This window comes from Klebsiella oxytoca NBRC 105695 (assembly GCF_001598695.1).
Lineage (GTDB): Bacteria > Pseudomonadota > Gammaproteobacteria > Enterobacterales > Enterobacteriaceae > Klebsiella > Klebsiella oxytoca.
The window spans coordinates 80,568-105,217 of record NZ_BCZK01000016.1 but is presented as its reverse complement, the minus strand read 5'-3'; the positions used below and the strand labels follow the sequence as shown (position 1 = coordinate 105,217).

Below are 24,650 nucleotides of genomic sequence, written 5' to 3'. Positions count from 1 at the left end.
ACAACATGACGTATAACGGTGTGGATGCCGCCATGCGCCATAAGGTGCGGCGGCAGTTACAGGAGGTGGAGCAGCGCTACGGCGTCAGGGTGCTCTACGCCTGCGAGTCCGGCAGCCGGGGCTGGGGCTTTGCTTCGCCGGACAGCGATTATGATGTGCGGTTTCTCTATGTTCATCCCCCTGAGTGGTACCTGCGGGTGGATGCGCCGCGCGATGTTATCGAGCTGCCCATCGACGCTGAGCTGGACGTCTGCGGTTGGGAGTGGCGTAAGGCGCTGGGTCTGCTGAAAGGGGCAAATCCGACGCTGATCGAATGGTTGGACTCGCCGGTGGTGTATCAGCAGGATGATGCGACGGTTCAGGCGCTTAAGCGGCTGATACCGGAGTGGTTTTCTCCGGTACGCGCCCGCTGGCATTACTACTCGATGGCCAGAAAGAATTTTCGCGGCTATCTGCAGGGTGAACAGGTGCGGTTGAAAAAGTACTTTTACGTGCTGCGTCCGCTACTGGCCGTCCGCTGGGTTGAGGCGGGAAAAGGGGCGCCGCCGATGCGCTTTGCTGAACTGCTGGCGGGAAGCTGTCTGGAGGCGGGCCTGCGTCAGGAAATCGACGAGCTGCTGGCGCGCAAACAGCGCGCCGGCGAGGCCGAATATGGTCCGCGGCGGCCATTACTGCATGCGTTTATTCAGTCCGAGCTGCTCAGAGGCGCGATCCCTCCCGCGCTGCCGGATAGCCGGACAGGGAATATCAGGGAGTTGGACAGATTACTGATGACCACGGTGATGGGGAAGTAAATACTGCTAGATGTTGGAATTTGAGGGATGTTTGCCGGGCTAATTTCTGATTTCCAGCGTTGGATAATTTTCTTATAGATTATTGCAACAAATTTCCATGTATTCTTGAGAACATCAGATTAAAAAAGGAATAACTATGGCAAGTTATAAAAAGAAAGTATTTTATATGTTGGGTGTGATTTCATCATTATTATTAATGGTATCCTTGCCGCTGAGAGCTGAATCGATATCCGATGCGCGATATTCATTTTTATTTAAAACAAACCGCAGCGCATGTATGGCCAGGGTTAATAATGCACCGCTACTGAATAATTTTTCGGCTAATAGTGGAACGGTAACGGCAGGAGGAGATATCACTCCCTTTGCCGCAAATGGGAAAAATACCCTTGAACTGGTGATGGGAGCTACGGATCCAGATCAACCTGAGATGCTTTATGCGGATTCATGGTGCGAGCTTGTTGTCTTGCGGAATACCAGAAAATCCAGTGAAGTAGTTTCGACGATAAAGTTAACGGTCGATGGAAATAAGAAAATCATCGCCTCATCTTCTTCTAACCCCAATGGAGCGCAAAATGAAGGCGCGGTTAGCGATGTTCAATCAGCTATGGATAAAGAGAACGATTTATATGGTGCGGGACGTGAGATTACGTTAAGCGGGATGCCTGAATGGGCCTGGGAAAAAGCGCGAAAAATATCTGTACAAGATCTGCCAGCGATAAAAGAAACATACACTAAGATCTGGCAAGCGATGAATAAGCGGGATGTGGGTGCGTTAAAGACCATGGCTCAAATATCAAGTAAAGAGATGGTGTTAGCTACGGGATTTTCTGCTGATTTTATCTTTAAGTCATATGGTCTGCCAGAAAAGGTACAAGATACCAACCTGACGACAGCAGAGTTGAAATGGGAAGATAAAGAACTGGTAACGTATTGCGATGGTCGGCTATTCAGGCTAGCGCGGGGTATATATCAAAACTCGCCGTTGAAAATTATAAATAAAGAGGGGGAAGAGGTTTTTACCTATAATCCCTACCTTGCTATTATTGATGGGGAAGTGGTGATTGTCAGGTGATGAGAAAATATGCCCGGTGGGGTAGCACTTCACCGGGCATATTTAAATAATTACTCGAACAGATTATGGTGCAGCTTCTGGACGACTTTTTCGGCATCTGCACCCGGTACCAGGAAGCACAGATTGTGGCTGGATGCGCCGTAGCAAATCATTCGAATATTAAACGGCTCCAGCACGCCAAACACCTCTTTACCGACGCCGCACGCTTTCGACAGTTCGTTACCAATGATGGCAACCAGCGCCAGGTCCTGTTCAACCTCAACGCGGCACAGCGAGGACAGTTCGGTCAGCAGCGACTGGGTGAGCAGGGTGTCGCCGGCCGAAGTCGAACCGGTGGTATCCATGGTCAGCGCCACGCTCACTTCAGAAGTGGTGATCAGATCAACGGAGATACTGTGACGCGCCAGCGTGCTGAATACCTCGGCCAGAAAACCGCGCGAGTGCAGCATATTGAGGCTGTGCAGGGTCAGCAGAGTCTGCTTGCGGCGCAGCGCCAGCGCGCGGAACAGCGGCGGATTTTCCGTATTTTTGCACACCAGCGTGCCGCCCGCTTTTGGCTCTTTGCTGGAGCCGACGAATACCGGAATATCGCTACGTACGGCGGGAAGCAGGGTGGCCGGATGCAGCACTTTCGCGCCAAAGGTCGCCATTTCCGCCGCTTCTTCAAAGGCGATAACGTCAATGCGTTTGGCCGCCGGCGCAACGCGCGGGTCGGTGGTATAGATACCCGGAACATCGGTCCAGATATCGACGCGGGTAGCGTTTAGCGCTTCGCCGAGTAGCGCGGCGGTATAGTCGCTGCCGCCACGGCCAAGCGTGGTGGTACGGCCTTTCGCTTCGCTGCCAATAAAGCCCTGGGTGATCACCAGGCCTTCCGCCAGACGCGGAGCCAGAAGCTGCTCGGTGAGTTCAGATAAGGCGGCGATATCCGGTTCCGCGCGGCCAAAGCGATCGTTGGTGCGCATAACCTTGCGCACGTCGAACCACTGGGCGGCGATACCGCGCTCGCGCAGGATCTCGACAAACAGCAGAGTGGACATCAGTTCGCCATGGCTGACCAGTTCGTCGGTTAACGCGCTTGAACTGGCCAGGGAGGCGGCTTCCGCCAGGGTGGTGATGTTTTCCAGCAGGCGTTCAATTTCATCGCGAATTACGTTCGGATAACGCAGACGCTCCAGAATATTGAACTGGATTTGCCGCATGGCATCGAGCTTTGCGAAACGTTCGCCAGGTTCCAGCCCTTCCGCTAAGGCGACCAGCAGGTTGGTCACGCCAGCCGAGGCGGAAAGCACCACCACGCGGGTATTGGCATCCAGCAGCGCGACGTCTACGCTGCGGTTCATGGCATCAAAGTCGGCAACGCTGGTACCGCCGAATTTGGCTACAACTAAGTCTGTCATAACAACCTCGTGTCAGGGGGCCTGACTTATTAAAACGATTCCTGACAACCAATCCTGGCGGGGCTGGACGCAGCCGGATTGCAACAAAATGTCTTAATAAGCCAGGCCAAATTATTCAGCCATGGCACAAGGGAAGAGCGAAAAACAGGGTGGGCGCAGAGCGATAAACAAACTACGATGTCACCCAGAAGTGCTCCACCTTGTAGACCCGCTTGCCGATGCAGCGCATCAGATGGCGAGTATGAAACGCCCGACTGCGAACGTTTCTGGTGACAACCCAGGGGATTCAGCCCCTGTGGCCGGTGATGAGCGTAACCAGACGCTTATTCACCTCGGCGTTGCTCCCCCTCACGTATTTTCCCCGGACTGGCTCCTCCAATACGGTTACCTGGGCAACGCACCTCTTCTGGCAATTACCGACGTCTTTCACTTTGCCAGGGGGACGCGGGACATTATACCCCCCTGCAATACCCTTTCGCTGTAGCGTGAAATGCGCGATCCATACCTACCTACGTATATGTAGGTACTGCCGTTATATAAAGGGTTCAGGCGAAGTATGTCAACGTCAGGGTTATGCGGATTTTTCATGCGCGGGTCGCTGACAGAAAAAAGCCTTATGATGTCTATACTATCAGGGACGTTTTGCCTCAAATTGCCCCAATTTCTGACGCGTATCATCGGCATAACATAAAAATCATCACAATTTTTCGTCACCGGCGCTACAATCGACCGCAGTCACAATTCTCAAATCAGAAGAGTATTGCTAATGAAAAACATCAACCCAACGCAGACCTCTGCCTGGCAGGCATTACAGAAACACTTTGATGAAATGAAAGACGTTACCATCGCGGATCTGTTCGCGAAAGATAGCGACCGTTTCTCTAAATTCTCCGCCACGTTCGACGATCTGATGCTGGTGGATTTTTCCAAAAACCGCATCACCGAAGAGACGCTGGCCAAACTGCAGGATCTGGCCAAAGAGACCTTCCTGGCTGACGCCATTAAATCCATGTTCTCCGGCGAGAAGATTAACCGCACGGAAGATCGCGCGGTGCTGCACGTTGCGCTGCGTAACCGCAGCAATACTCCGATTCTGGTTGATGGCAAAGATGTGATGCCGGAAGTGAACGCCGTGCTTGAGAAGATGAAAACCTTCTCTGAAGCTATTATCTCCGGTAGCTGGAAAGGCTACACCGGTAAAGCGATTACCGACGTCGTGAACATCGGTATCGGCGGCTCCGATCTTGGCCCGTTCATGGTGACCGAAGCGCTGCGTCCGTACAAAAATCACCTGAATATGCACTTTGTTTCTAACGTCGATGGTACCCATATCGCCGAAGTGCTGAAAACGGTGAACCCGGAAACCACGCTGTTCCTGGTGGCGTCGAAAACCTTTACCACCCAGGAAACCATGACCAACGCCCACAGCGCGCGCGACTGGTTCCTGGCGACCGCTGGCGATGAGAAACACGTAGCGAAACACTTCGCCGCGCTCTCCACCAACGGTAAAGCGGTAGGTGAATTCGGTATTGATACCGCCAATATGTTTGAGTTCTGGGACTGGGTTGGCGGTCGTTACTCTCTGTGGTCTGCTATCGGCCTGTCCATCATCCTGTCCGTGGGCTTCGACAACTTCGTCGAGCTGCTCTCCGGCGCGCACGCGATGGACAAACACTTCTCCACCACGCCGGCTGAGAAAAACCTGCCGGTGCTGCTGGCGCTGATCGGTATCTGGTACAACAACTTCTTCGGCGCTGAAACCGAAGCGATTCTGCCGTACGACCAGTATATGCACCGCTTTGCCGCCTACTTCCAGCAGGGCAACATGGAATCCAACGGTAAATACGTTGACCGTAACGGCAACGCCGTGGATTACCAGACGGGCCCGATCATCTGGGGCGAGCCGGGCACCAACGGTCAGCACGCGTTCTATCAGCTGATTCACCAGGGGACCAAAATGGTGCCGTGCGATTTTATCGCTCCGGCGATTACGCATAACCCGCTGTCTGACCATCATCCGAAGCTGCTGTCTAACTTCTTTGCGCAGACCGAAGCGCTGGCGTTTGGTAAACCCCGCGAAGTGGTTGAACAGGAATATCGCGATCAGGGTAAAGATCCCGCGACGCTGGAACACGTGGTGCCGTTCAAAGTGTTTGAAGGCAACCGGCCGACTAACTCCATCCTGCTGCGTGAAATCACGCCGTTCAGTCTGGGCGCGCTGATTGCCCTGTATGAACATAAGATTTTCACCCAGGGCGTGATTATGAACATCTTCACCTTCGACCAGTGGGGCGTTGAGCTGGGCAAACAGCTGGCGAACCGCATCCTGCCGGAGCTGAAGGATGGTTCTGAAGTCAGCAGCCACGACAGCTCCACTAACGGCCTGATTAACCGCTATAAATCCTGGCGCGCATAATCGCTAAAACGTTGTCAATGCCGGCCCAGGTGGCCGGCATTTTTTATAGCCGCCGCAGCAGTTTTGCCGGGTTTCCTGCCCACACGCCTTTCTCTGTAATGGATTTTGTCACCACGCTGCCCGCGCCAATCACGACGCCATCGCAAATGCTGACCGCCAGAATGGTTGCGCCGCTGCCGATAGACACATCGTTGCCAATGATGATTCTTCCCCAGCTTTCGCGGTCGGCGTTGGGCTTGCCGTCGCGGAACATATCGTTAGCGAACATCACGCCGTGGCCGATAAAACAGCGTTCGCCGATGGTCACGTACTCGCAGATAAAGGTATGGGACTGAATTTTGCTGTCGCTGCCAACGCGGGTATGGCCCTGGATTTCAACGAAGGGGCCGACGAAGACGTTATCGCCTAGCGTGCAGTCATAGAGGTTGGCGGGCTGGTAAATCACCACGTTTTCGCCGCTGGCGACGTTGCGAATGGCGGTTTCACGAAGGGTATGCATGCTGCCTCTCAGATCGGTTTAGCCAAAATGTGTAATGTGCTTTGCTGGGTCGCAGAATGAAAGATGACATCTTTTACGTGCTGCATTCCCTGACGTTCATAAAAACGGCGGGCGCGGGTATTCGCGGCGAGCACCTCCAGCCAGAGCCAGCGTTCACCGGCAACTTTTGCTCGCTTCTCGACGGCGTGAAAAAGCTGCTCGCCATAGCGATGGCCCGTTGTTGCAGGTAACAGATAGAGCTTATGCAATAGCGTACCGGTTGGACCTTCGGGGTTGATGTCCTGGCGGCAGGCGTATTTAGCAAAGCCGATTGGCTCCTCTGCCTCAGCAATTAACCAGCAGCACTGCGTATCGGCCAGGCTGCGCTCCAGTGAGGCCACGGCATACTCTTGCTGCAGGTAGCGCTCCATTTCATCGGCGTTATGCCAGAGGTGGGTAAAGTGATGACGATAGCTGGCATTCGCCATATCGTTGAGTAAAGCCGCATCTTCCGGACGTGCAAGACGAATCTTTAGCATTCTGCGTTCCTCGCAAAGAAGTGGCGATATTTTGCCCGTAAAGTTCGCTGCGGGTAAACCTCAAAAGTGGGGGAGGAGAAGATGCCGGAGGAGAGCCTCCGGCTGGGGATCAGGCGACGGCGATGGCCTCGATTTCAATACCCGCATCTTTAGGCAGTCTGGCGACCTCAACGCAGGAGCGGGCTGGAAACGCCGCGTTGTGTTCAACGAAGAACGCTTCATAGACCGCGTTGATGGTGGCAAAATCGTTCAGATCCTTGACGAAAACCATCGTCTTAACAATATTTTTCACCTGCAAGCCCGCCGCTTCCACGATAGCCTTAACGTTTTCCAGCGACTGGCGCGTTTGCACAGCGATGTCGTCAGACATGGTGCCATCTTGCGCATTAACCGGGAGCTGCCCTGAGGTCATCGTCATGGTACCCAGGTTTACCCCCTGAACATACGGACCGATGGCGGCAGGCGCGGACGCGGTGGAAATAATCATTCTGTTGATTCCTCTTGATAAGTGGTTACATGAAATAGTTAAGTAAAACCAGTGAACCAACGCCGCTGACGACGACCCAGACCAGCCCCAGTCGGAAGCTGGCAAGCGTGCAGATAATCGCGGCGATGACTTTCGGGTTTTTTAAATCAAACTCCATGCTGGAGTTCACGCTCAGGATCTGAATCGTGATGATGGCTGGCAGAACAGTCACCGGCACAAAGCGCAGCGTTTTGCTGACCCGGTTCGACATCTGGATTTTCCCGGCGAGACCAATGAACGAGAAGCGAATAAGAAAGGTCACGGCGGCCATACCCAGCGTCAGGGCGATAAAAAAGCTATTACTCATTTTCCAGCGCTCCTTCGAGAGAGAGTTTAGCGGCGGCCTGCGCTTGTTTACGCTCTTCGGCGAGATCGACGCTCAGGCCCGCCATTACGCCCAATACGGATGCGACGACAATGCCTAACGAATAGGGCAGCACGACCAAAAGTACGCCGGATACGGCAGCCACAATGGCGGCGACGGTACAGGCCTGGCTCTTGATTTGCGGAACGACGATGGCGATAAAGGCGGCGACCATCGCGAAGTCCAGACCGTATTTTTCAATATGTGGAAATGAGGCGCCAACCAGAGCGCCAAGGAAATCGGCTAAAACCCAGGCGAACCAAAATGTCAGCATGGCTGAAGAGTAGAACAGATATTTATCCTTTTTATTCTCCTCCATCTCTTTCACCGTCGTGGCGTACACCTCATCGGTCAGAGCATAGGCCATAAAGCATTTTTTAAAAAAGGACGCCTCGCGTACGGTACTGGAAATTGATGCGCTGTAAAGTATATGACGGAGATTAATAATCAGCGTGGTGAATATAATTACCCCGAGGCTCGCCCCGGTTTTGAGCATATTCAACGCCAGCATTTGTGCTGAACCCGCAATAACAATGGTGGACCAGACCGTACTTTGCCAGACGCTCATTCCGGCGCTCACGCTTAGCGCGCCGACGATAAATGAAAAGGGAAAGTCGCCGATACACAAGGGAAGAATGGCGCTGGCGCCCCGTAGGATAACTTTTTTGTTCATAAGCAATATCTGTTATTTAAGAAATTAATTATTTATGTAAGGTACGTGGAAAGATTAGTTAATGATTATTTAGCAACCATGATGTTGATAATTTCTTTGTCGGTATAGACCATGGGCTTAACAACCAGACGACAGAGATTATTAATCGTTTGCTCAACGTCAGCGCAAACGATCCCATCATTAGAGCTTGCGCAGCTATTTTGCATGGCCATCAATACAGCCTTAAATGCGCTGGACACGACGGATGAAACTTTCATCGCGCAGCTATTAGAAGCGCCGTCACAAATCATACCGGTAATATCACTGACCATATTAATAATCGCGGTGTTAATGGTTTCCATATCGCGAGTAAATAGCCACGCCATCCCGGCAGCTGCTCCCATTGCTGCCGTAGACGCCGCGCATAGCGCGGACAGACGCGTATAGCGGGAGTGGATCGATATCGCGGTCAGGTGGGAGAGCGCGAGCGCCCGTGCGAGCGTCTCTTCATCGGCATTAAGATGCTCCGCGACCGTCACTACCGGCATGGTAGCGGCGATACCCTGGTTACCGGAACCAAAGTTTGACATGGCGACGACGGGAGCGCCGCCCATCCGCGCGTCGGATGCGGCGACGGTATTGATGATGACTTTACTGAGCAGGTCGTTGCTGAGCAGACCCTTTTTTACTGCATCAGAGAAGGTACCATTGATGTTTAAACCATATTTCTTGCTCTTGCCTTCATTTGCCAGCGCCGAATTGAGGCGGGCGGCTTCGAGAATAAATTCGATGTCGGCAAAATCGACTTCGCTTATAAAATTGAAGGCTTCGACAAGCGAAAAGGTTTCTAACGCTTCCTGCTGCGTTACCGTATTCTGTTTATTAGCCAAAGCCTGCGCTTCGCCATTAATATAAAGTTCAACGATATTGGTATGCGTGCCTTTAACTACCACGCGGCAGCTCTTTTCGCCACCGGTCAGGGTCAGATCCAGATGGATAAAATCGGGAGTATCTTCCACGCGAATATTAACCTGGCCATCGGCGATTAGCTTTTGCGCTAATTCGACATGCTGCTGGGTAATCCCCTCCAGCGTTTTTAAACCCTTATCGGCATCGCCGCCAAAAGCGCCAATGGCGGCGGCAAGCGCGACACCGCTAACGGATGTTCCTGGAATAGTTACGCCCGTCGCGTTTTTGTACAGATTCGCAGAAATAAAACCGTTAATACTTTGACAGGCCGTATCTAAATGTTTCGCAGCGTAAGCGGTAGTAAAAGAAATAGCGACGGGTTCGGTACAACCTAATGCCGGAGCCACTTCTTGTTTTAGCCATTTTATAAAAATGGATGCGCGTTCATTAATCATATTTTAAATCAATCCGCTAATTGTGGGTTATTAACTGGCGAGTATCCTAAGATAATTCTGAAGGAAAAACTTACTCTAATAACCCTGTTATTTATGCATTAAAGAGAAAAATTTTCGCTTATTAAAAGAATGTAAAACTGTGATCTTATTATGGTTAATTAACTGATTTACCGAGTATTTATATTCTGTTTTTTGAACATAAAAAGGGATTTAGTTAACCGCCTCACAGCGATGACGAAAGTAAGATTTTCTCTTTTTACGTATTTCGTCGTATACGAGCAAGGCGGGCAGTGGGGAGAAGGGGGCAACAAATGTAGATCTGGATCACACTTTTGCGTTATACAGGTCACAGTAAATCATGATGATGAGGAGTACCTATGCCGCCGGTTTATCGTCCGTTGGTGAGTTTTATTGCAACCGCCATGCAAACCGTTTTGAATCTTGGCCTGCTGTGCCTGGGGGTCATTCTGATCGTATTCCTCGGTAAAGAGACGTTGCATTTGGCGCACGTCCTGTTTACCCCTGAACCTGTCAGTAAATACAAGCTGGTGGAAGGGCTGGTGGTCTACTTCCTCTATTTCGAGTTTATCGCGCTGATTGTGAAGTACTTTGAATCGGGATTTCACTTCCCGCTACGCTACTTTGTTTATATCGGCATCACCGCCATCGTACGCCTGATTATCATCGATCATGAGTCGCCCATGGCGGTGCTGATTTACTCCGCCGCGATCCTGATTCTGGTGATTACGCTCTGGCTGTGTAACTCCAACCGACTGAAACGCGAGTAAACAGACAGCACGCCGCTTCCGGTAGCGGCGTGCTGTGGTTATTATCTGATAGAGGCCTGAAGCGTTTTCTCTTCTGCGGGTGCCCACAGCTCTTCGAGTTCTTCCAGCGTCTTGCCTTTCGTTTCCGGCACAAATTTCCACATAAACATCGCCGCCAGAATTCCCATACAACCGTAAATCCAGTAGGAAAAACCGTTGTGAAAATGGGCAACCAGCCAGGAGTTTTTATCCATCATCGGGAAGGTCCAGGAGACAAAGTAGTTCGCCAGCCACTGCGCGGCAACCGCAATGGCGAGAGCTTTGCCGCGAATCGCGTTAGGGAAGATTTCTGCCAGCAGCACCCAGCAAACCGGGCCCCAGGACATGGCAAATGCGGCGACGTAAAGCAGCATCGACAGCAGCGCCACCAAACCGGATGCTTGAGTATAAAAGGCGGTGCCGAGGCTGAACATGCCAAGCGCCATCCCGAGTGCGCCAATAATTTGCAGCGGCTTGCGGCCAAATTTATCAACCGTCATGATGGCCAGAACGGTGAAAGTCAGGTTGATAACGCCCACGATAATGGTCTGCAGCAGGGCGACATCAGTGCTGGCTCCCAGCGTTTTGAAGACTTCCGGAGCGTAGTAGAGCACGACGTTGATGCCGACAAACTGCTGGAATATAGACAGCATAACGCCGATAGTAATGACGCCTGCGCCAAACATCAGCAGACGACCGCCCGTTTTACGGCCATTTTCCAGTGACAGATTGATCTCCTGCATTGCCTGGACGGCGAGCTTGCTGCCCATAATTTTGCGCAGAATACCCTCCGCCTGTTCCTGTTTGCCCTGCGCCATCAGCCAGCGCGGGCTTTCCGGTACGGTATACAGTAGCCCTAAAAACAGCAGTGCGGGAATGCATTCTGAGGCAAACATATATCGCCAACCATTGGTATTCAGCCAGCTAGCATCACCTGATTTTGCAATGAAATAGTTAACGCAGTAAACCAATAGCTGCCCAAAAATAATCGCGAACTGGTTAAAGGAAACCAGTTTTCCTCGTATGCTTGCCGGCGCCAGTTCCGCAATATACATCGGTGAAAGCATTGATGCTAAACCTACGCCAATGCCTCCAATAATGCGGTAAATAACGAATTGTGGTACATATCCGGCTAAATAAACTGGCACCGCGTTATCAGGATTTATCGGGGTAAAACCTAATTCAGGCCATGCCGAACCGATACCGGAGATAAAAAACAGAAGCGCGGCAATTTTTAGCGAATCCCGGCGGCCAAAACGGTTACTACAATAGCCGCCAAGCGCTCCTCCAATGATGCAGCCAATCAAGGCGCTGGCAACGCAGAAGCCCAGCAATGAGTTGGCGGCAGATTCACTCAGATTTTGCGGAGCCACAAAAACAGTGTTTAAGGATTCTACCGTACCGGAGATGACTGCGGTATCGTAGCCAAATAATAGTCCTCCTAACGTGGCGACTAACGTAATCGAAAAGATATAGCTTGAATTATATTGGGTATTCATCCTGACCAGCCTTAAATACACATTTCTTCTTATCGGTAATAATGATGGTGTATTCATCACCCGGGGATGGCAATTATCAAATTTAATATTGCAATTACGTTATATTCTTTATGTGATCTCAACTCTATTTAATTGTTAAAAGAACAGCGGTAAATGAAATTGCAGTGATGAATCGCGCAAAAGAAAATAATCGTAACCTAAATGCAAAATAACATAATAAATTTCTTTAAAAGAGTGGCAGACTATCTCTCTTCGGAAGAGACGTTGGTGGGTGGGTGCCGCTGCATCAAGGCGCTGCGGGTGGCTAACGCTCAGCACTTTGCCTGCGAACTTCTGGACTTTCGCGCAAGGGGGAGTTTCATTGCGAGACGTCGGGTACCTGAAACGCGAATAAAAAAAAGCGGCCTCCAGGGCCGCTGACCAACAGTCACAAATAGAATTTATGTAGGGTCCAGTTGAGGATAGCAGTGGCATTTGCCTTACTTTTTCAGCTGAGGGCGACGGCGGTAATGCCCGGTTGGGGTCGTGCATTACCGCGAAACCGTCATCCCTCCTCTGAAATTTGGGGCGGGTATACTCGTCATACTTCAAGTTGCTGATGCGTTGACTGCACCCGCTCACCCCAGTCACATAGTTACCTATGCTGCTGGGGATTATCGGGCTTGTCGCCTTTCGACAACTCGAATTAATTAGAGTATCTAACGATGAAAATTAACCTTTCACTCCTCCTGCGGTCAGGCCGTTAACCAACCAGCGCTGGGCCAGCAGGAACACTACGGTAATCGGAATGGCGGAGAGCACCGCCGCGGCGGCAAAGTCGCCCCACAGATAGTTCTGCGGGTTGAGATACTGTTGCATTCCGACCGCAAGGGTATAGCTGTTCACATCGCGCAGCAGCAGAGAGGCCACCGGCACTTCGGTAATCGCGGCGATGAACGACAGAATAAACACCACCGCCAGAATCGGTACCGATAGCGGGAGCAGCACCAGGCGGAAAGCCTGCCATGGCGTCGCGCCGTCCAGCGCCGCCGCTTCTTCCAGCGAGCCGTCGATGGTTTCGAAGTAGCCTTTGATTGTCCAGACGTGCAGCGCGATACCGCCCATATAGGCGAAGATCACGCCGCCGTGGGTATTCAGTCCAACGAACGGTACGTACTGGCCGAGACGGTCAAACAGGGCATACAGCGCGACCAGCGACAGAACCGCGGGGAACATCTGGAAAATCAGCATTCCTTTAAGCAGCGTGGCTTTACCCGGGAAGCGCATACGGGCAAAAGCGTAAGCGCAGGTTGTAGAGAGCGCGACGATGCCAATGGCGGTAATGCCGGCCACCTTGATGGAGTTCCACAGCCACAGGAGAACCGGGAAGGGGGGCGGCGTGACGCGGCCGTCAGCGTGTTCGACGCTGAAGCCTAACGCCAGCCGCCAGTGCTCCCAGGAGATACTTTCGGGAATCAGGCTACCGGTGGCGAAGTTCCCTTCGCGCAGCGAGATAGCGATGACCATCAGCAGCGGGAACATAATCGCCGCGATAAAAATCAGCAGCAGAAGGTGCGTTGTTAATAAACGCAGCTTCTGAGATTTGGGTTGAACCATAGCCATAATATTTTTACTCCCCTTGATACCGCTCCAGGCTATTTTGCTTGTCATTTTGAACTCGGGCAGTGCTCAGAATCCTCACGTACTACGTGTACGCTCCGGTTCTTGCGGGCTGGCCGAGCTCAAACTGCCCGCGCCAATGACGCCTGGTTATTCCAATTAATCGAACTTCATACGTGTGGCTTTCAGGTTAACAATCGCCAGGGCGCCTACCAGCAGGAAGATCAGCGTGGCGATAGCCGCCGCGAGGCCGAAGTCCTGCCCGCCGCCGCCTTCAAAGGCGATGCGATAGGTATAGCTCACCAAAAGGTCGGTGTAGCCCGCCGGCGTGGTGGTGCCGAGCCGGTCCGGCCCGCCGTTGGTCAACAGCTGAATCAGCACGAAGTTGTTAAAGTTAAAGGCGAAGCTGGCGATCATCAGCGGCGTCAGCGGCTTGATCAGCAGCGGCAGCGTAATTTTGAAGAAGTTCTGGAACGGCGTGGCGCCATCCATTGCCGAGGCTTCATATAAATCGTCAGGAATCGCTTTCAGCAGGCCCATGCACAGGATCATCATGTACGGATAGCCCAGCCAGGTGTTGACGATGATAATCATGGTGCGCGCGGTAGTCGGGTCGCTAAACCAGGCCGGCTTGATGCCGAACAGCGCGCTGAGCATCATGTTGATCTCACCAAAGCTCTGGTTGAACAGCCCTTTGAAGATCAGAATTGAGATAAACGACGGTACGGCATAAGGCAGAATCAGCAGTACGCGATAAATCGCTTTGCCTTTCAGGGCTTCCCACTGGACGAGACAGGCGAGCACCATGCCGACCGCAACGGTGAGAATCACGGTCAGAACAGAGAAGACCACCGTCCAGACGAAAATCGCGAAGAACGGTTTCTGGATACCTTCATCCTGGAACACGCGGGTGAAGTTATCCCAGCCGATGGTCACGGTGTAGCCCGGGCTGAGCTTTTCGCTGCCCCAGCTGCCGTCGGCGTTAATCGCCTGATAGAAACCGACCTCGGCGTTCGGCCGATATTTCACGCCGCTCTGGTTGTTGGTCAGCGTACCGTCATTGGCCAGCGCGTACAGCGGCTGGGTGCCGGAGAACTGACGCAGGGAGCTCATAATGACTTTGCTCTCATCCGGCAGGACGGCGGTCAGCTGGTTCAGGGCGGTGCGGTTTTGCGTAATCACGCGCAGGGTGGCGCGTTCGCCTTCCGGCAGGGCATCAGCCTCTTTTAACGCCAGCTTCTGTTCGCCGCCGAATTTAAAAGCGTCGGAAAGATAGTTTTTGCCGCTCTCGCCATCGGTCAGCGCCAGCTTCCACTCATCTCCCGCCGGATAAAGCGCGAAGTTGTAGGATTTACCCGCCTGGAAGGAACGGTCCATCAGCACCTGTTGGGCGCGTTCAAAGGTAAGCTGGTTAGTACTGCTGTAGTTGGTGAAAGCGATAGCGATAGTGCAGATCAGCGGGAACAGGACGAACAGCCCCATCCCAGCGAGACCCGGGTAAACATAGCGCCAGGCATAGGCCTTGCGATTGGAAAAAATATACAGGCCAACCGAGCTTAAAATCAGCGTCATGATGGCAAACAGGTACTCCCCCTGGGCGTACATCAAAACAACAAGGTAACCCACCAGCAGGCACAGCAAGCCGATCACAGACCATGTGAGCTGCGGACTTTGCCACCAGTGTTTCTTTTTCACGACATCCATGGGGATCATCCTCTTTACACTTTATCCTTCGCGCTACCTCTTTGTTGGCTGCGGATACGCATCCCAGTCACTTACGGATGTAAGCGCCTGGGGATTTGCATCCTTGCCGCCTCGATGTAGCGCGAAAGATTTCGTGTAACAACGTATTCAACAAACCTTACTCCCTAAGGAATAAGGGAAACCGTATTACTTGGTGATACGAGCCTGCGCGTCTTTCAGGGCGGCATCGACGGTCTGGCGACCGCTAGCGGCGTTGATAACTGCGGTACGAACGGCATACCAGAAGGCGGACATCTGCGGGATGTTCGGCATGATTTCACCTTTCTGGGCGTTAGCCATGGTGGCGGCGATACGCGGATCTTTTTCCAGTTTTTCCTGGAAGGATTTCAGCGCAACCGCGCCCAGCGGTTTGTCCTTGTTAACTTCATCCAGACCCTGGTCGGTCATCAGATAGTTTTCGAGGAACTCTTTCGCCAGTTCTTTGTTCGGGCTGGCGGCGTTAATACCGGCGCTGAGTACGCCAACGAACGGCTTGGACGCATTACCTTTAAAGGTTGGCAGCAGGGTAACGCCGTAGTTAACCTTGCTCTTATCGATGTTAGACCACGCCCACGGACCGTTGATGGTCATCGCAGTTTCGCCTTTGTTGAAGGCCGCTTCCGCGATGGAGTAGTCGGTGTCGGCGTTCATATGTTTGTTCTTGATCAGGTCGACCAGGAAGGTCAGGCCCGCTTTCGCGCCAGCGCTATCTACGCCCACGTCTTTCACGTCGTACTTACCGTTTTCAAACTTGAACGCGTAACCGCCGTCGGCAGCAATCAGCGGCCAGGTGAAGTACGGTTCTTGCAGGTTGAACATCAGCGCGCTCTTACCTTTCGCTTTCAGTTCTTTATCCAGCGCCGGGATCTCTTCCCAGGTTTTCGGCGGGTTCGCTACCAGGTCTTTGTTATAGATCAGCGACAGCGCTTCAACGGCAACCGGGTAGGCAATCAGCTTGCCGTTGTAGCGAACCGCATCCCAGGTGAACGGATAGAGTTTGTCCTGGAAAGCTTTATCCGGGGTGATTTCCGCCAGCAGACCGGACTGTGCGTAGCCGCCGAAGCGGTCGTGAGCCCAGAAAATGATGTCGGGGCCGTCGCCGGTCGCGGCAACCTGCGGGAACTTCTCTTCCAGCTTGTCCGGATGTTCTACGGAGACTTTGATGCCGGTGTCTTTCTCAAACTTTTTACCCACTTCAGCGAGGCCGTTGTAGCCTTTGTCGCCGTTAATCCAGATAACCAGCTTACCTTCTTCAATTTTTGCGAGGGCAGAGGCGGAAAACATCATCGTGGTCAATGCAGACAGCGCGAGGATGCGAGCGCCAGTTTTGATTTTCATATACCCGTCCTATTTGGTGATGTGCTCGTGGATACACTTGAGTGGCTTAACGATGATGAGTTTCCTTTTTTAACAACCTCTTTCCATCCTCCCCATGTCTACGCCCCATCCTCCGTTTGTGTGATCTCCATTGCAGAAATGCCGGTTATGAGTCCTGGCGCACATAAAAAGGCGGCCAATTTTGCAGGCGACATCACGAAATCGGCATCCGCCCGTCCCCCCCGGCGGCGAGACGTCATCTCTCATCCTCCCGCCTCCTCCCCCATAAAAAAGCCGGGGGGTGGAGGATTTACCCCACTTATGAATGCCGCATAGTCAGCCCATCTTGAATGTGTCGTTAAGTGACAGGTTGTAACGAAGGGAGAAGGGCATGGCGAGCGTACAGCTGCGAAATGTAACGAAAGCCTGGGGTGACGTGGTGGTATCGAAAGATATTAATCTCGAAATCCAGGATGGGGAGTTCGTCGTGTTTGTTGGGCCATCAGGCTGCGGCAAATCCACCCTGCTGCGTATGATTGCCGGGCTGGAAACGGTGACCAGCGGCGATCTGCTGATTGGCGATACCCGAATGAATGATGTTCCGCCCGCCGAGCGCGGTATCGGGATGGTGTTTCAATCTTATGCGCTTTACCCCCACCTTTCCGTCGCGGAAAACATGTCTTTCGGCCTTAAGCTGGCCGGCGCCAAAAAAGAACTGATCAACCAGCGCGTGACCCAGGTGGCGGAAGTTCTGCAGCTTGCCCATCTGCTGGAACGTAAACCGAAAGCGCTTTCTGGCGGCCAGCGCCAGCGCGTGGCGATTGGTCGTACCCTGGTGGCTGAACCGCGCGTTTTCCTGCTGGATGAACCGCTCTCAAACCTTGACGCCGCGCTGCGCGTACAGATGCGTATTGAAATATCCCGTCTGCATAAACGCCTTGGCCGCACGATGATTTACGTGACCCACGACCAGGTCGAAGCGATGACGCTGGCCGACAAGATTGTGGTGCTGGATGCCGGTCGCGTCGCGCAGGTCGGGAAGCCTCTCGAACTCTATCACTACCCGGCGGACCGTTTCGTCGCGGGCTTTATTGGCTCGCCGAAGATGAATTTCCTGCCGGTCAAAGTCACCGCTACCGCTATTGAGCAGGTGCAGGTGGAGCTGCCGAACCGCCAGCAGGTCTGGCTGCCGGTGGACAGCGCCCGCGTTCAGGTTGGCGCCAACATGTCTTTAGGTATCCGTCCGGAGCATCTGCTGCCCAGCGATATTGCCGACGTCACCCTCGAAGGTGAAGTCCAGGTGGTCGAACAGCTCGGCCACGAAACGCAAATTCATATTCAGATCCCATCCATCCGTCAGAACCTGGTTTACCGCCAGAACGACGTGGTGCTGGTAGAAGAGGGAGCCACATTCGCCATCGGTTTGCCGCCGGAGCGTTGCCATTTATTCCGTGAGGATGGCACCGCTTGTCGTCGGCTGCATAAAGAGCCGGGCGTGTAAGGCTTCCCATTAAAAAAAACGTGCACCCTGCAGCGTCGATAAACAGGCGCAACAACAGGCGAAGCGTTCAAAGAAAAGCAATGATCTCAGGAGATAGAATGATGATTACTCTGCGCAAACTTCCACTGGCGGTCGCCGTTGCGGCAGGCGTTATGTCTGCTCAGGCGCTGGCCGTTGATTTCCACGGCTATGCTCGTTCTGGTATCGGCTGGACCGGCAGCGGCGGTGAGCAACAGTGCTTCCAGGCAACCGGTGCTCAAAGCAAATACCGTCTTGGTAACGAATGTGAAACCTATGCGGAACTGAAACTGGGCCAGGAAGTCTGGAAAGAAGGTGATAAGAGCTTCTACTTCGATACTAACGTCGCCTACTCTGTGTCGCAGCAGAACGACTGGGAATCCACCAGTCCGGCATTCCGTGAAGCTAACGTGCAGGGTAAAAACCTGATCGAATGGTTGCCAGGTTCCACCATCTGGGCCGGTAAGCGCTTCTACCAGCGTCATGACGTTCATATGATCGACTTCTACTACTGGGATATTTCTGGTCCTGGTGCGGGTATTGAAAACATCGATCTGGGCTTCGGTAAACTCTCTCTGGCAGCAACGCGTTCTTCTGAATCCGGCGGCTCCGGTACCTTCGCCGATCGCGACCAGTTCGGTAATCGCGTTTACGACAATATCGTGCCGAACGATGTATTCGACGTGCGTTTAGCCGGTCTGGAAACTAACCCAGGCGGCACGCTGGAGCTGGGCGTTGACTACGGCCACACTAACATCCCTGATGATTATTCTCTGCAGCCGGGCGCTTCCAAAGACGGCTGGATGCTTACCGCTGAGCATACTCAGAGCATGCTGAAAGGCTTTAACAAATTTGTTCTGCAGTATGCAACTGACTCTATGACCTCCAGCGGTAAAGGTGTTCCGCAGGGTGGCAGCATTAATAACGATGGATCTATGTGGCGCGTGCTGGACCACGGTGCGATCTCTCTCGGCGATAGCTGGGATCTGATGTACGTCGGTATGTACCAGGATATCGACCGCGACAACAACAATGGTACCCAGTGGTGGACCGTCGGCGTTCGTCCAATGTACAAGTGGACGCCTATCATGAGCACCCTGATGGAAATCGGCTACGACAACGTCAAATCTCAACGCACCAGCGATCGTAACAGCCAGTATAAAGTGACCCTGGCCCAGCAGTGGCAGGCTGGTGACAGCATCTGGTCCCGTCCGGCAATCCGCGTATTCGCAACGTACGCCAAATGGGATGAGAAATGGGGCTATAACGATAGCGGCGTAGCGTATAACGACACCAGTGCTAAAACCTTTAGCCGTGGCGATAGCGACGAGTGGACCTTCGGTGCCCAGATGGAAATCTGGTGGTAATCGAGCCTGACCGTTCGTAACTAAAAGAGGGGCGCAAGCCCCTCTATCTTAGGCCCAGCGCGCTATTGCCTGGCTACCGCTCGGCCATCGGAATTGAGGTGATAACAATGAAAATGAAGAAAAGTCTCGTTGCCCTCTGCCTGTCCGTCGGCCTGATGGCCTGCGTACCCGCAGTCAGTTTTGCTGATGTTAATTTCGTGCCGCAGAACACCTCTGCCGCGCCGTCGATTCCGGCCTCCGCGTTGCAGCAGCTCACCTGGACTCCAGTCGACCAATCCAAAACGCAAACCACAAAGCTCGCCGTGGCCGGGCAGACGCTCAATGTCCCCGGAATCAGTGGTCCGGTCGCCGCATACAGCGTTCCGGCGAATATTGGCGAGCTCAATATTACGTTAACCAGCGAAGTGGAAAAACAAGCTGCGGTATATGCACCGAACGTGCTGATTCTTGATCAGAATATGACGCCATCTGCATTCTTCCCCAGCAGCTACTTTACTTATCTTGAACCGGGCGTGATGAGCTCAGATCGTCTGGAGGGTGTAATGCGCCTGACTCCGGCGCTGGGACAGCAGAAAATTTATGTGCTGGTCTTTACCACGCCGCAGGATTTACAGCAGACCACTAAATTAATCGATCCGGCGAAGGCATATGCCAAAGGCACCGGCAATGCGGTGCCGGATATTCCGGATCCCATCGCGAAACACGTCACCGACGGTACCATCAGCCTGAAGGTAAAAACCTCTACCGGCTCCAGCGTGCTGGTTGGCCCGCTGTTCGGTTCGTCTGGTCCGGGGCCTGTTACCGTCGGTAATACCGCTGCTCCTGCCTATAGCGCGCCGGTCGCCGCCCCGGCCCCGGCTCCAGCGGCGAAAACCGAACCGATGCTTGATGATACCGAAACTTACTTCAATAACGGCATTAAGCAGGCGGTTGCGAAAGGCGATATCGACAAGGCTCTGAAATTGATGAACGAAGCTGAACGTCTTGGTTCGAAATCTGCTCGTTCCACCTTTATCAGCAGTGTAAAAGGCAAGGGGTGACCGTCTCCCCACAATGCTGATGTTTAGGCACAGCCTTTAGGTGCGTCCGTCAGGGCGCACTTTTTTTTATCGCGCGGCAGCTTCTGTTGCAGGGCTGTTGCGCGGATGATCGTATATTGACGTTTGCCCGCCCCCGATGCCCCATTCTGCGATACAATACCTTTACGTTTTGTACCGGAGATTCAGGCATGCCACATCCTGCGCTTACGCAACTGCGTGCGCTGCGTTATTTTGCCGCAATGCCCCCGCTGCACGCGCATCTGCGCGACTGGCTATTGCTGGAAGACTCAATGACCAAACGCTTTGAGCAACAGGGGAAGCGAGTTAGCGTCATCATGGTTAACGAAGGTTTTGTTGGACGCGAAGCGCTGGCAGATGAAGCGCCTCTGTTACCCGTCGAATCCCGCTACTGGCTGCGGGAAATTATCCTTTGCGCTAATGGCGAACCCTGGCTTGCTGGCCGAACTATCGTGCCGGAGTCGACGCTGAGCGGCCCCGAACTGGCGCTGCAACAGCTGGGACAAACGCCGCTGGGCCGCTATCTCTTCACGTCATCGACGCTAACCCGCGATTTTATTGAAATTGGTCGTAATGCAGAGCTTTGGGGGCGTCGTTCCCGCCTCCGGTTGAGCGGCAAACCGCTGCTGCTGACGGAGCTGTTTTTGCCTGCATCGCCGTTGTATTGAGAGGAAAATGAAATGGAGTGGAGTCTGACGCAGAACAAGCTGTTGGCGTTTCACCGCCTGATGCGTACTGACAAACCGATCGGCGCGCTGCTGCTGCTGTGGCCGACGCTGTGGGCGCTGTGGGTGGCCACGCCGGGGATACCGCCGCTGTGGATCCTCGCCGTGTTTGTTGCCGGCGTCTGGTTAATGCGCGCCGCAGGCTGCGTGGTCAATGATTATGCCGATCGTAAATTTGACGGCCACGTTAAACGGACGGCCCGTCGTCCGCTGCCGAGCGGCGACGTCAGCGAAAAGGAGGCGCGAACGCTGTTTGTCGTGCTGGTGCTGCTTTCTTTCCTGCTGGTGCTGACCCTGAACACCATGACCATTCTGCTGTCGATAGCGGCGCTGGCGCTGGCATGGGTCTATCCATTTATGAAACGCTACACCCACTTGCCGCAGGTGGTGCTGGGCGCGGCATTTGGCTGGTCGATCCCGATGGCCTTTTCGGCGGTAAGCGAATCGCTGCCGCTCAGCTGCTGGCTGATGTTCCTCGCCAACATCCTGTGGGCGGTGGCCTACGATACCCAGTATGCGATGGTCGATCGTGATGATGACGTCAAAATCGGTATCAAATCGACGGCGATTCTGTTTGGCGACAACGATCGCTTAATCATCGGTATTTTACAGGTGGCGGTACTGGGTCTGATGGCGGCAGTAGGCTGGCTGAGCGGGCTGGGCTGGGAATATTACTGGTCGTTGTTTATCGCCGCGGCGCTGTTTGTCTGGCAGCAAAAGCTGATATTTAAACGCGAACGCGATAGCTGCTTTAAGGCATTTATGAATAATAACTACGTGGGGCTGGTACTGTTTCTCGGCCTGGCGATGGGGTATATGTAGTAAATGTGGCGGGGTTCCCCGGCTGGCGCCGTAAAAGCTTTAGCCGGGCTACTAAACCGCAGGGTCTGGTAGCCCGGCGCAAGCCGGGATATCGCTTTAAACGTTACGCTTCATCCTGGGTAACGCTTTCAATCGTCAAACGCACATCAGAAGTAATCAGATCCGCCAGCATACGGTAGATCTTCAACGTCTCTTCCGGCTCGGCATCTCCGGTATCGCTGATATAGCCTTCGTCGCGCAGGGTCAGCACCAGCGTGCTGAATACCGCCTTATCGAAGAACTCCGGCGCATTGATACCGTGCAGAACGGACAGGCGCTGCGCCACGGTGCGGCTCTCTTTCTCCAGCGAACTGCGGTTGATTGACGGGTTAGCGCTCAGCAGCCAGAAGGTGATGGCGTAGCGCTGCAGCGTTTCGCGCGCGCCTGCGGCCAGCAGCTGCAGGGAACGGGCATGAGACGGATTGACGCTCACCTCATCGTCATTCACGGCGATAAGCCCCTGACGCTGCATCTCGGCAATCAGCGCATCGACGACGCCCGCCAGCTCCGCTTTTTCCCAGCGCAGGAACAGCTCGGCCTTGAGGAACGGATAGAACATCTCGACGTGACGCAATATTTCGCTGCGGGTAATACGACGATGCTGAGTGACGATGGCGGCTAACAGTGACGGCATCACCAGCATATGGGCGATGTTGTTGCGGTAATAGGTCATCAGGACGGCCTGCTCGCGCGGCAGAATGATGATATCGCCGATCGTGTCTTTCTCGACTTCGAACTTGTTCATCTGCAGCGCGTGGTCGATAAGCTCGCTGGCAGACGCCGTAGGCGTGGTCGCGTCCGCAGAGTACGGCACGTTGCGCAGCAGGGCGAGGTAGCACTCCAGCTGTTCGGTAAGCTGCTCGCGGGTCAGGGAACGCTGACGCGATGCCAGCAGCGCCGTACAGCACAGGTTCATGGCGTTTGCCGCACCGGCATTGTTAATGCGTACCATCAGGTCTGAGGCGATGTTATTTACCGTCGGCGTCAGCCAGGAGGGGCGAACGGCTTCGATAGGATCGATCGACTCGCGCCAGTCCGGCACATGTTGATTCAGGTAGGCCATCAGCGGCAGCGGTTCGCCGAAGTTAACGTAGCCCTGGCCGAGATTACGCAGCTTGCTTAAGCCGCGCAGCATCTGCGGCAGGTTCTCTTTCTCTTTTGTCGCTCCGCGCAGCTCTTTAGCGTAGGTACCAACCTCCATCACGTGCTCGTAGCCGATGTAGATCGGCACCAGGGTGATGGGACGATTACCGCCGCGCAGCATCGCCTGAATGGTCATCGACAGGGTACCGGTTTTCGGATCCAGCAGGCGTCCGGTACGAGAGCGGCCGCCCTCAACGAAGTATTCGACGGAGTAGCCGCGGCTGAACAGCTCGCCGAGGTATTCGCGGAATACCGTCGAATAGAGCTTATTGCCTTTGAACGTACGGCGAATGAAGAAAGCGCCGCCGCGACGGAAAATCGGCCCGGCAGGCCAGAAGTTCAGGTTGATACCGGCGGCGATATGCGGCGGAACCAGGCCCTGATGATAAATCACGTACGAGAGCAGCAGATAATCCATATGGCTGCGGTGGCACGGGACATAAACGATCTCGTGGCCTTCGTGCGCCAGCTGGCGCACGCGCTCGGCGTTATGCACGTTAATGCCCTGATACAGACGGTTCCAGGTAAAGCCCAGCACGCGGTCTGTCAGGCGAATCATCTCGTAGGAGAAGTTCGCGGCGATCTCTTCCATCAGGGCGATAGCGTTTTGCTGCGCCTTTTCATGAGAAATTTTCTTGCTGCGCGCTTCGTCTTCTACCGCACGGGCAATGGCTTTCGACGCCAGCAGTTTATTGAACAGATCCTGGCGCGCAGGCAGGCGCGGACCGACCGCCGCCAGACGCTGACGGGCGAAGTGCATACGCGCCACGCGGGCCAGCTTCTGAGCGATAGTTTTATCGGTGCCGTGTTCGTCCGCCATTTTACGCAGCGAGACCGAAGGCGAGAAACGCACAAAGCTGTCGCGGCCCAGCCACAGAACGGCGAAGAATTTCTGAATGCCGTTGAGCATGCGCAGAGGCGGGTTAACCTCGCCTTTTTCACGCCCCGGCGCGCGACCGAACATCACTGAAACCGGCACCATTTGCACATCAAGATCGGGATGATTACGGTGCAAATCCAGATAGTCGTGAAAGAGCTTGATAGACTCTTCTTTCGGCGTGTAATAGGTGAATACGCGCGGTCCGCCGTGGATAAATACGTAGCGCGGAAGCAGGGCGCCGTCGATCTCCAGCGGCTCCAGCGGGTCCGGTAACTCATGCTCCAGACATTGCGCGCGCAGCGTCAGCAGGTCCGCCTTCGAATTGTAGGGCAGGACGTACATAATGGGCCGCGAGGTATCCAGGCCTAACTCCTGAGCAGGTTGTGCCGGAATCGACTTGCTTTTTACCAGCGCCCTTAATGGTAAATTCAGTAATTTATAGTAAATTCGTTGCCAGCCAGACATAGACGATGTGAAGCCTCTGGTTAATCATGCAAATGCGCCGCAAGAATAACAGAAAGTGCGCAA

21 protein-coding genes and 1 riboswitch are annotated in these 24,650 nt (G+C 53.7%); of the genes, 9 read left to right on the top strand and 12 right to left on the bottom strand.

Going from position 1 to position 24,650, the window contains the following annotated elements:
- Window positions 1–5 precede the first annotated feature (5 nt).
- Complete coding sequence (locus KO1_RS22830) at window positions 6–794, top strand: nucleotidyltransferase domain-containing protein (RefSeq protein ID WP_016808443.1); 789 nt, start codon at window positions 6–8, stop codon at window positions 792–794.
- A gap of 136 nt (window positions 795–930) precedes the next feature.
- Window positions 931–1,866 carry a hypothetical protein gene (locus KO1_RS22825; protein ID WP_023329121.1) on the top strand — a complete coding sequence of 312 codons (936 nt, stop codon included), beginning with the start codon at window positions 931–933 and terminating at the stop codon, window positions 1,864–1,866.
- A 50-nt stretch (window positions 1,867–1,916) separates the two neighbouring features.
- Here the strand turns inward: KO1_RS22825 and lysC are convergent, their stop codons facing one another.
- Window positions 1,917–3,266, bottom strand: a complete 1,350-nt coding sequence (gene lysC, locus KO1_RS22820; RefSeq protein ID WP_004109599.1) for a lysine-sensitive aspartokinase 3 — start codon at window positions 3,264–3,266, stop codon at window positions 1,917–1,919.
- Between the two features lie 180 nt (window positions 3,267–3,446).
- Window positions 3,447–3,680, bottom strand: a riboswitch (Lysine riboswitch).
- A 352-nt stretch (window positions 3,681–4,032) separates the two neighbouring features.
- Here lysC and pgi point away from each other — a divergent pair.
- Entirely contained in the window at window positions 4,033–5,682 is a 1,650-nt protein-coding gene (gene pgi, locus KO1_RS22810; protein WP_023329122.1) for a glucose-6-phosphate isomerase, read from the top strand.
- A gap of 43 nt (window positions 5,683–5,725) precedes the next feature.
- Here pgi and KO1_RS22805 read toward each other — a convergent pair whose 3' ends face one another.
- The 6 genes from KO1_RS22805 to KO1_RS22780 all read right to left on the bottom strand — a co-directional run bounded on the left by KO1_RS22805 (window position 5,726) and on the right by KO1_RS22780 (window position 9,605).
- Window positions 5,726–6,181: an acyltransferase gene (locus tag KO1_RS22805; protein ID WP_023320168.1), complete on the bottom strand. Its 456-nt coding sequence runs from the start codon at window positions 6,179–6,181 to the stop codon at window positions 5,726–5,728.
- An 8-nt stretch (window positions 6,182–6,189) separates the two neighbouring features.
- The gene (locus KO1_RS22800; protein ID WP_004109593.1) at window positions 6,190–6,699 is read right to left on the bottom strand and encodes a GNAT family N-acetyltransferase; all 510 of its coding nucleotides are present in this window, start codon (window positions 6,697–6,699) and stop codon (window positions 6,190–6,192) included.
- Between the two features lie 109 nt (window positions 6,700–6,808).
- Window positions 6,809–7,186 (bottom strand): Rid family detoxifying hydrolase, encoded by a 378-nt coding sequence (locus KO1_RS22795; protein WP_004109587.1) that lies wholly within the window; start codon window positions 7,184–7,186, stop codon window positions 6,809–6,811.
- Window positions 7,187–7,211: 25 nt separating this feature from the next.
- Window positions 7,212–7,532, bottom strand: coding sequence for an AzlD domain-containing protein (locus KO1_RS22790; protein ID WP_004109584.1), 321 nt, complete (start codon window positions 7,530–7,532; stop codon window positions 7,212–7,214).
- Complete coding sequence (locus KO1_RS22785; protein WP_004109581.1) at window positions 7,525–8,262, bottom strand: AzlC family ABC transporter permease; 738 nt, start codon at window positions 8,260–8,262, stop codon at window positions 7,525–7,527. The genes KO1_RS22790 and KO1_RS22785 overlap by 8 nt, the downstream gene beginning before the upstream one ends.
- Before the next feature lie 65 nt (window positions 8,263–8,327).
- Window positions 8,328–9,605, bottom strand: coding sequence for an L-cysteine desulfidase family protein (locus KO1_RS22780; RefSeq protein WP_064407120.1), 1,278 nt, complete (start codon window positions 9,603–9,605; stop codon window positions 8,328–8,330).
- Window positions 9,606–9,982: 377 nt separating this feature from the next.
- Here KO1_RS22780 and psiE point away from each other — a divergent pair, with 377 nt between their 5' ends.
- Window positions 9,983–10,393, top strand: a complete 411-nt coding sequence (psiE, locus tag KO1_RS22775) for a phosphate-starvation-inducible protein PsiE (RefSeq protein WP_004097754.1) — start codon at window positions 9,983–9,985, stop codon at window positions 10,391–10,393.
- A gap of 41 nt (window positions 10,394–10,434) precedes the next feature.
- Here the strand turns inward: psiE and xylE are convergent, their stop codons facing one another.
- The 4 genes from xylE to malE all read right to left on the bottom strand — a co-directional run bounded on the left by xylE (window position 10,435) and on the right by malE (window position 16,590).
- Window positions 10,435–11,910, bottom strand: coding sequence for a D-xylose transporter XylE (xylE, locus tag KO1_RS22770; RefSeq protein WP_064407118.1), 1,476 nt, complete (start codon window positions 11,908–11,910; stop codon window positions 10,435–10,437).
- 711 nt (window positions 11,911–12,621) lie between these two features.
- On the bottom strand, window positions 12,622–13,512 hold the full coding sequence (gene malG / locus KO1_RS22765) for a maltose ABC transporter permease MalG (RefSeq protein WP_004109572.1): 891 nt from the start codon (window positions 13,510–13,512) through the stop codon (window positions 12,622–12,624).
- 156 nt (window positions 13,513–13,668) lie between these two features.
- Complete coding sequence (gene malF, locus KO1_RS22760) at window positions 13,669–15,213, bottom strand: maltose ABC transporter permease MalF (RefSeq protein WP_004109570.1); 1,545 nt, start codon at window positions 15,211–15,213, stop codon at window positions 13,669–13,671.
- A gap of 186 nt (window positions 15,214–15,399) precedes the next feature.
- Window positions 15,400–16,590, bottom strand: coding sequence for a maltose/maltodextrin ABC transporter substrate-binding protein MalE (gene malE / locus KO1_RS22755; protein ID WP_004109568.1), 1,191 nt, complete (start codon window positions 16,588–16,590; stop codon window positions 15,400–15,402).
- Window positions 16,591–16,960: 370 nt separating this feature from the next.
- Here malE and malK point away from each other — a divergent pair, with 370 nt between their 5' ends.
- From malK to ubiA, 5 genes are all read left to right on the top strand, one after another.
- Window positions 16,961–18,070: a maltose/maltodextrin ABC transporter ATP-binding protein MalK gene (gene malK / locus KO1_RS22750; protein WP_004097762.1), complete on the top strand. Its 1,110-nt coding sequence runs from the start codon at window positions 16,961–16,963 to the stop codon at window positions 18,068–18,070.
- A 98-nt stretch (window positions 18,071–18,168) separates the two neighbouring features.
- A complete protein-coding gene (locus KO1_RS22745) occupies window positions 18,169–19,455 on the top strand; it encodes a maltoporin (RefSeq protein ID WP_004109566.1) in 1,287 nt (428 codons plus the stop codon).
- Window positions 19,456–19,562: 107 nt separating this feature from the next.
- Complete coding sequence (malM, locus tag KO1_RS22740; RefSeq protein ID WP_004109563.1) at window positions 19,563–20,495, top strand: maltose operon protein MalM; 933 nt, start codon at window positions 19,563–19,565, stop codon at window positions 20,493–20,495.
- 188 nt (window positions 20,496–20,683) lie between these two features.
- Entirely contained in the window at window positions 20,684–21,181 is a 498-nt protein-coding gene (ubiC, locus tag KO1_RS22735) for a chorismate lyase (protein WP_004117223.1), read from the top strand.
- Window positions 21,182–21,193: 12 nt separating this feature from the next.
- The gene (ubiA, locus tag KO1_RS22730; RefSeq protein WP_023320173.1) at window positions 21,194–22,060 is read left to right on the top strand and encodes a 4-hydroxybenzoate octaprenyltransferase; all 867 of its coding nucleotides are present in this window, start codon (window positions 21,194–21,196) and stop codon (window positions 22,058–22,060) included.
- Window positions 22,061–22,163: 103 nt separating this feature from the next.
- Here the strand turns inward: ubiA and plsB are convergent, their stop codons facing one another.
- The gene (plsB, locus tag KO1_RS22725) at window positions 22,164–24,587 is read right to left on the bottom strand and encodes a glycerol-3-phosphate 1-O-acyltransferase PlsB (RefSeq protein ID WP_004109557.1); all 2,424 of its coding nucleotides are present in this window, start codon (window positions 24,585–24,587) and stop codon (window positions 22,164–22,166) included.
- Window positions 24,588–24,650 lie beyond the last annotated feature (63 nt).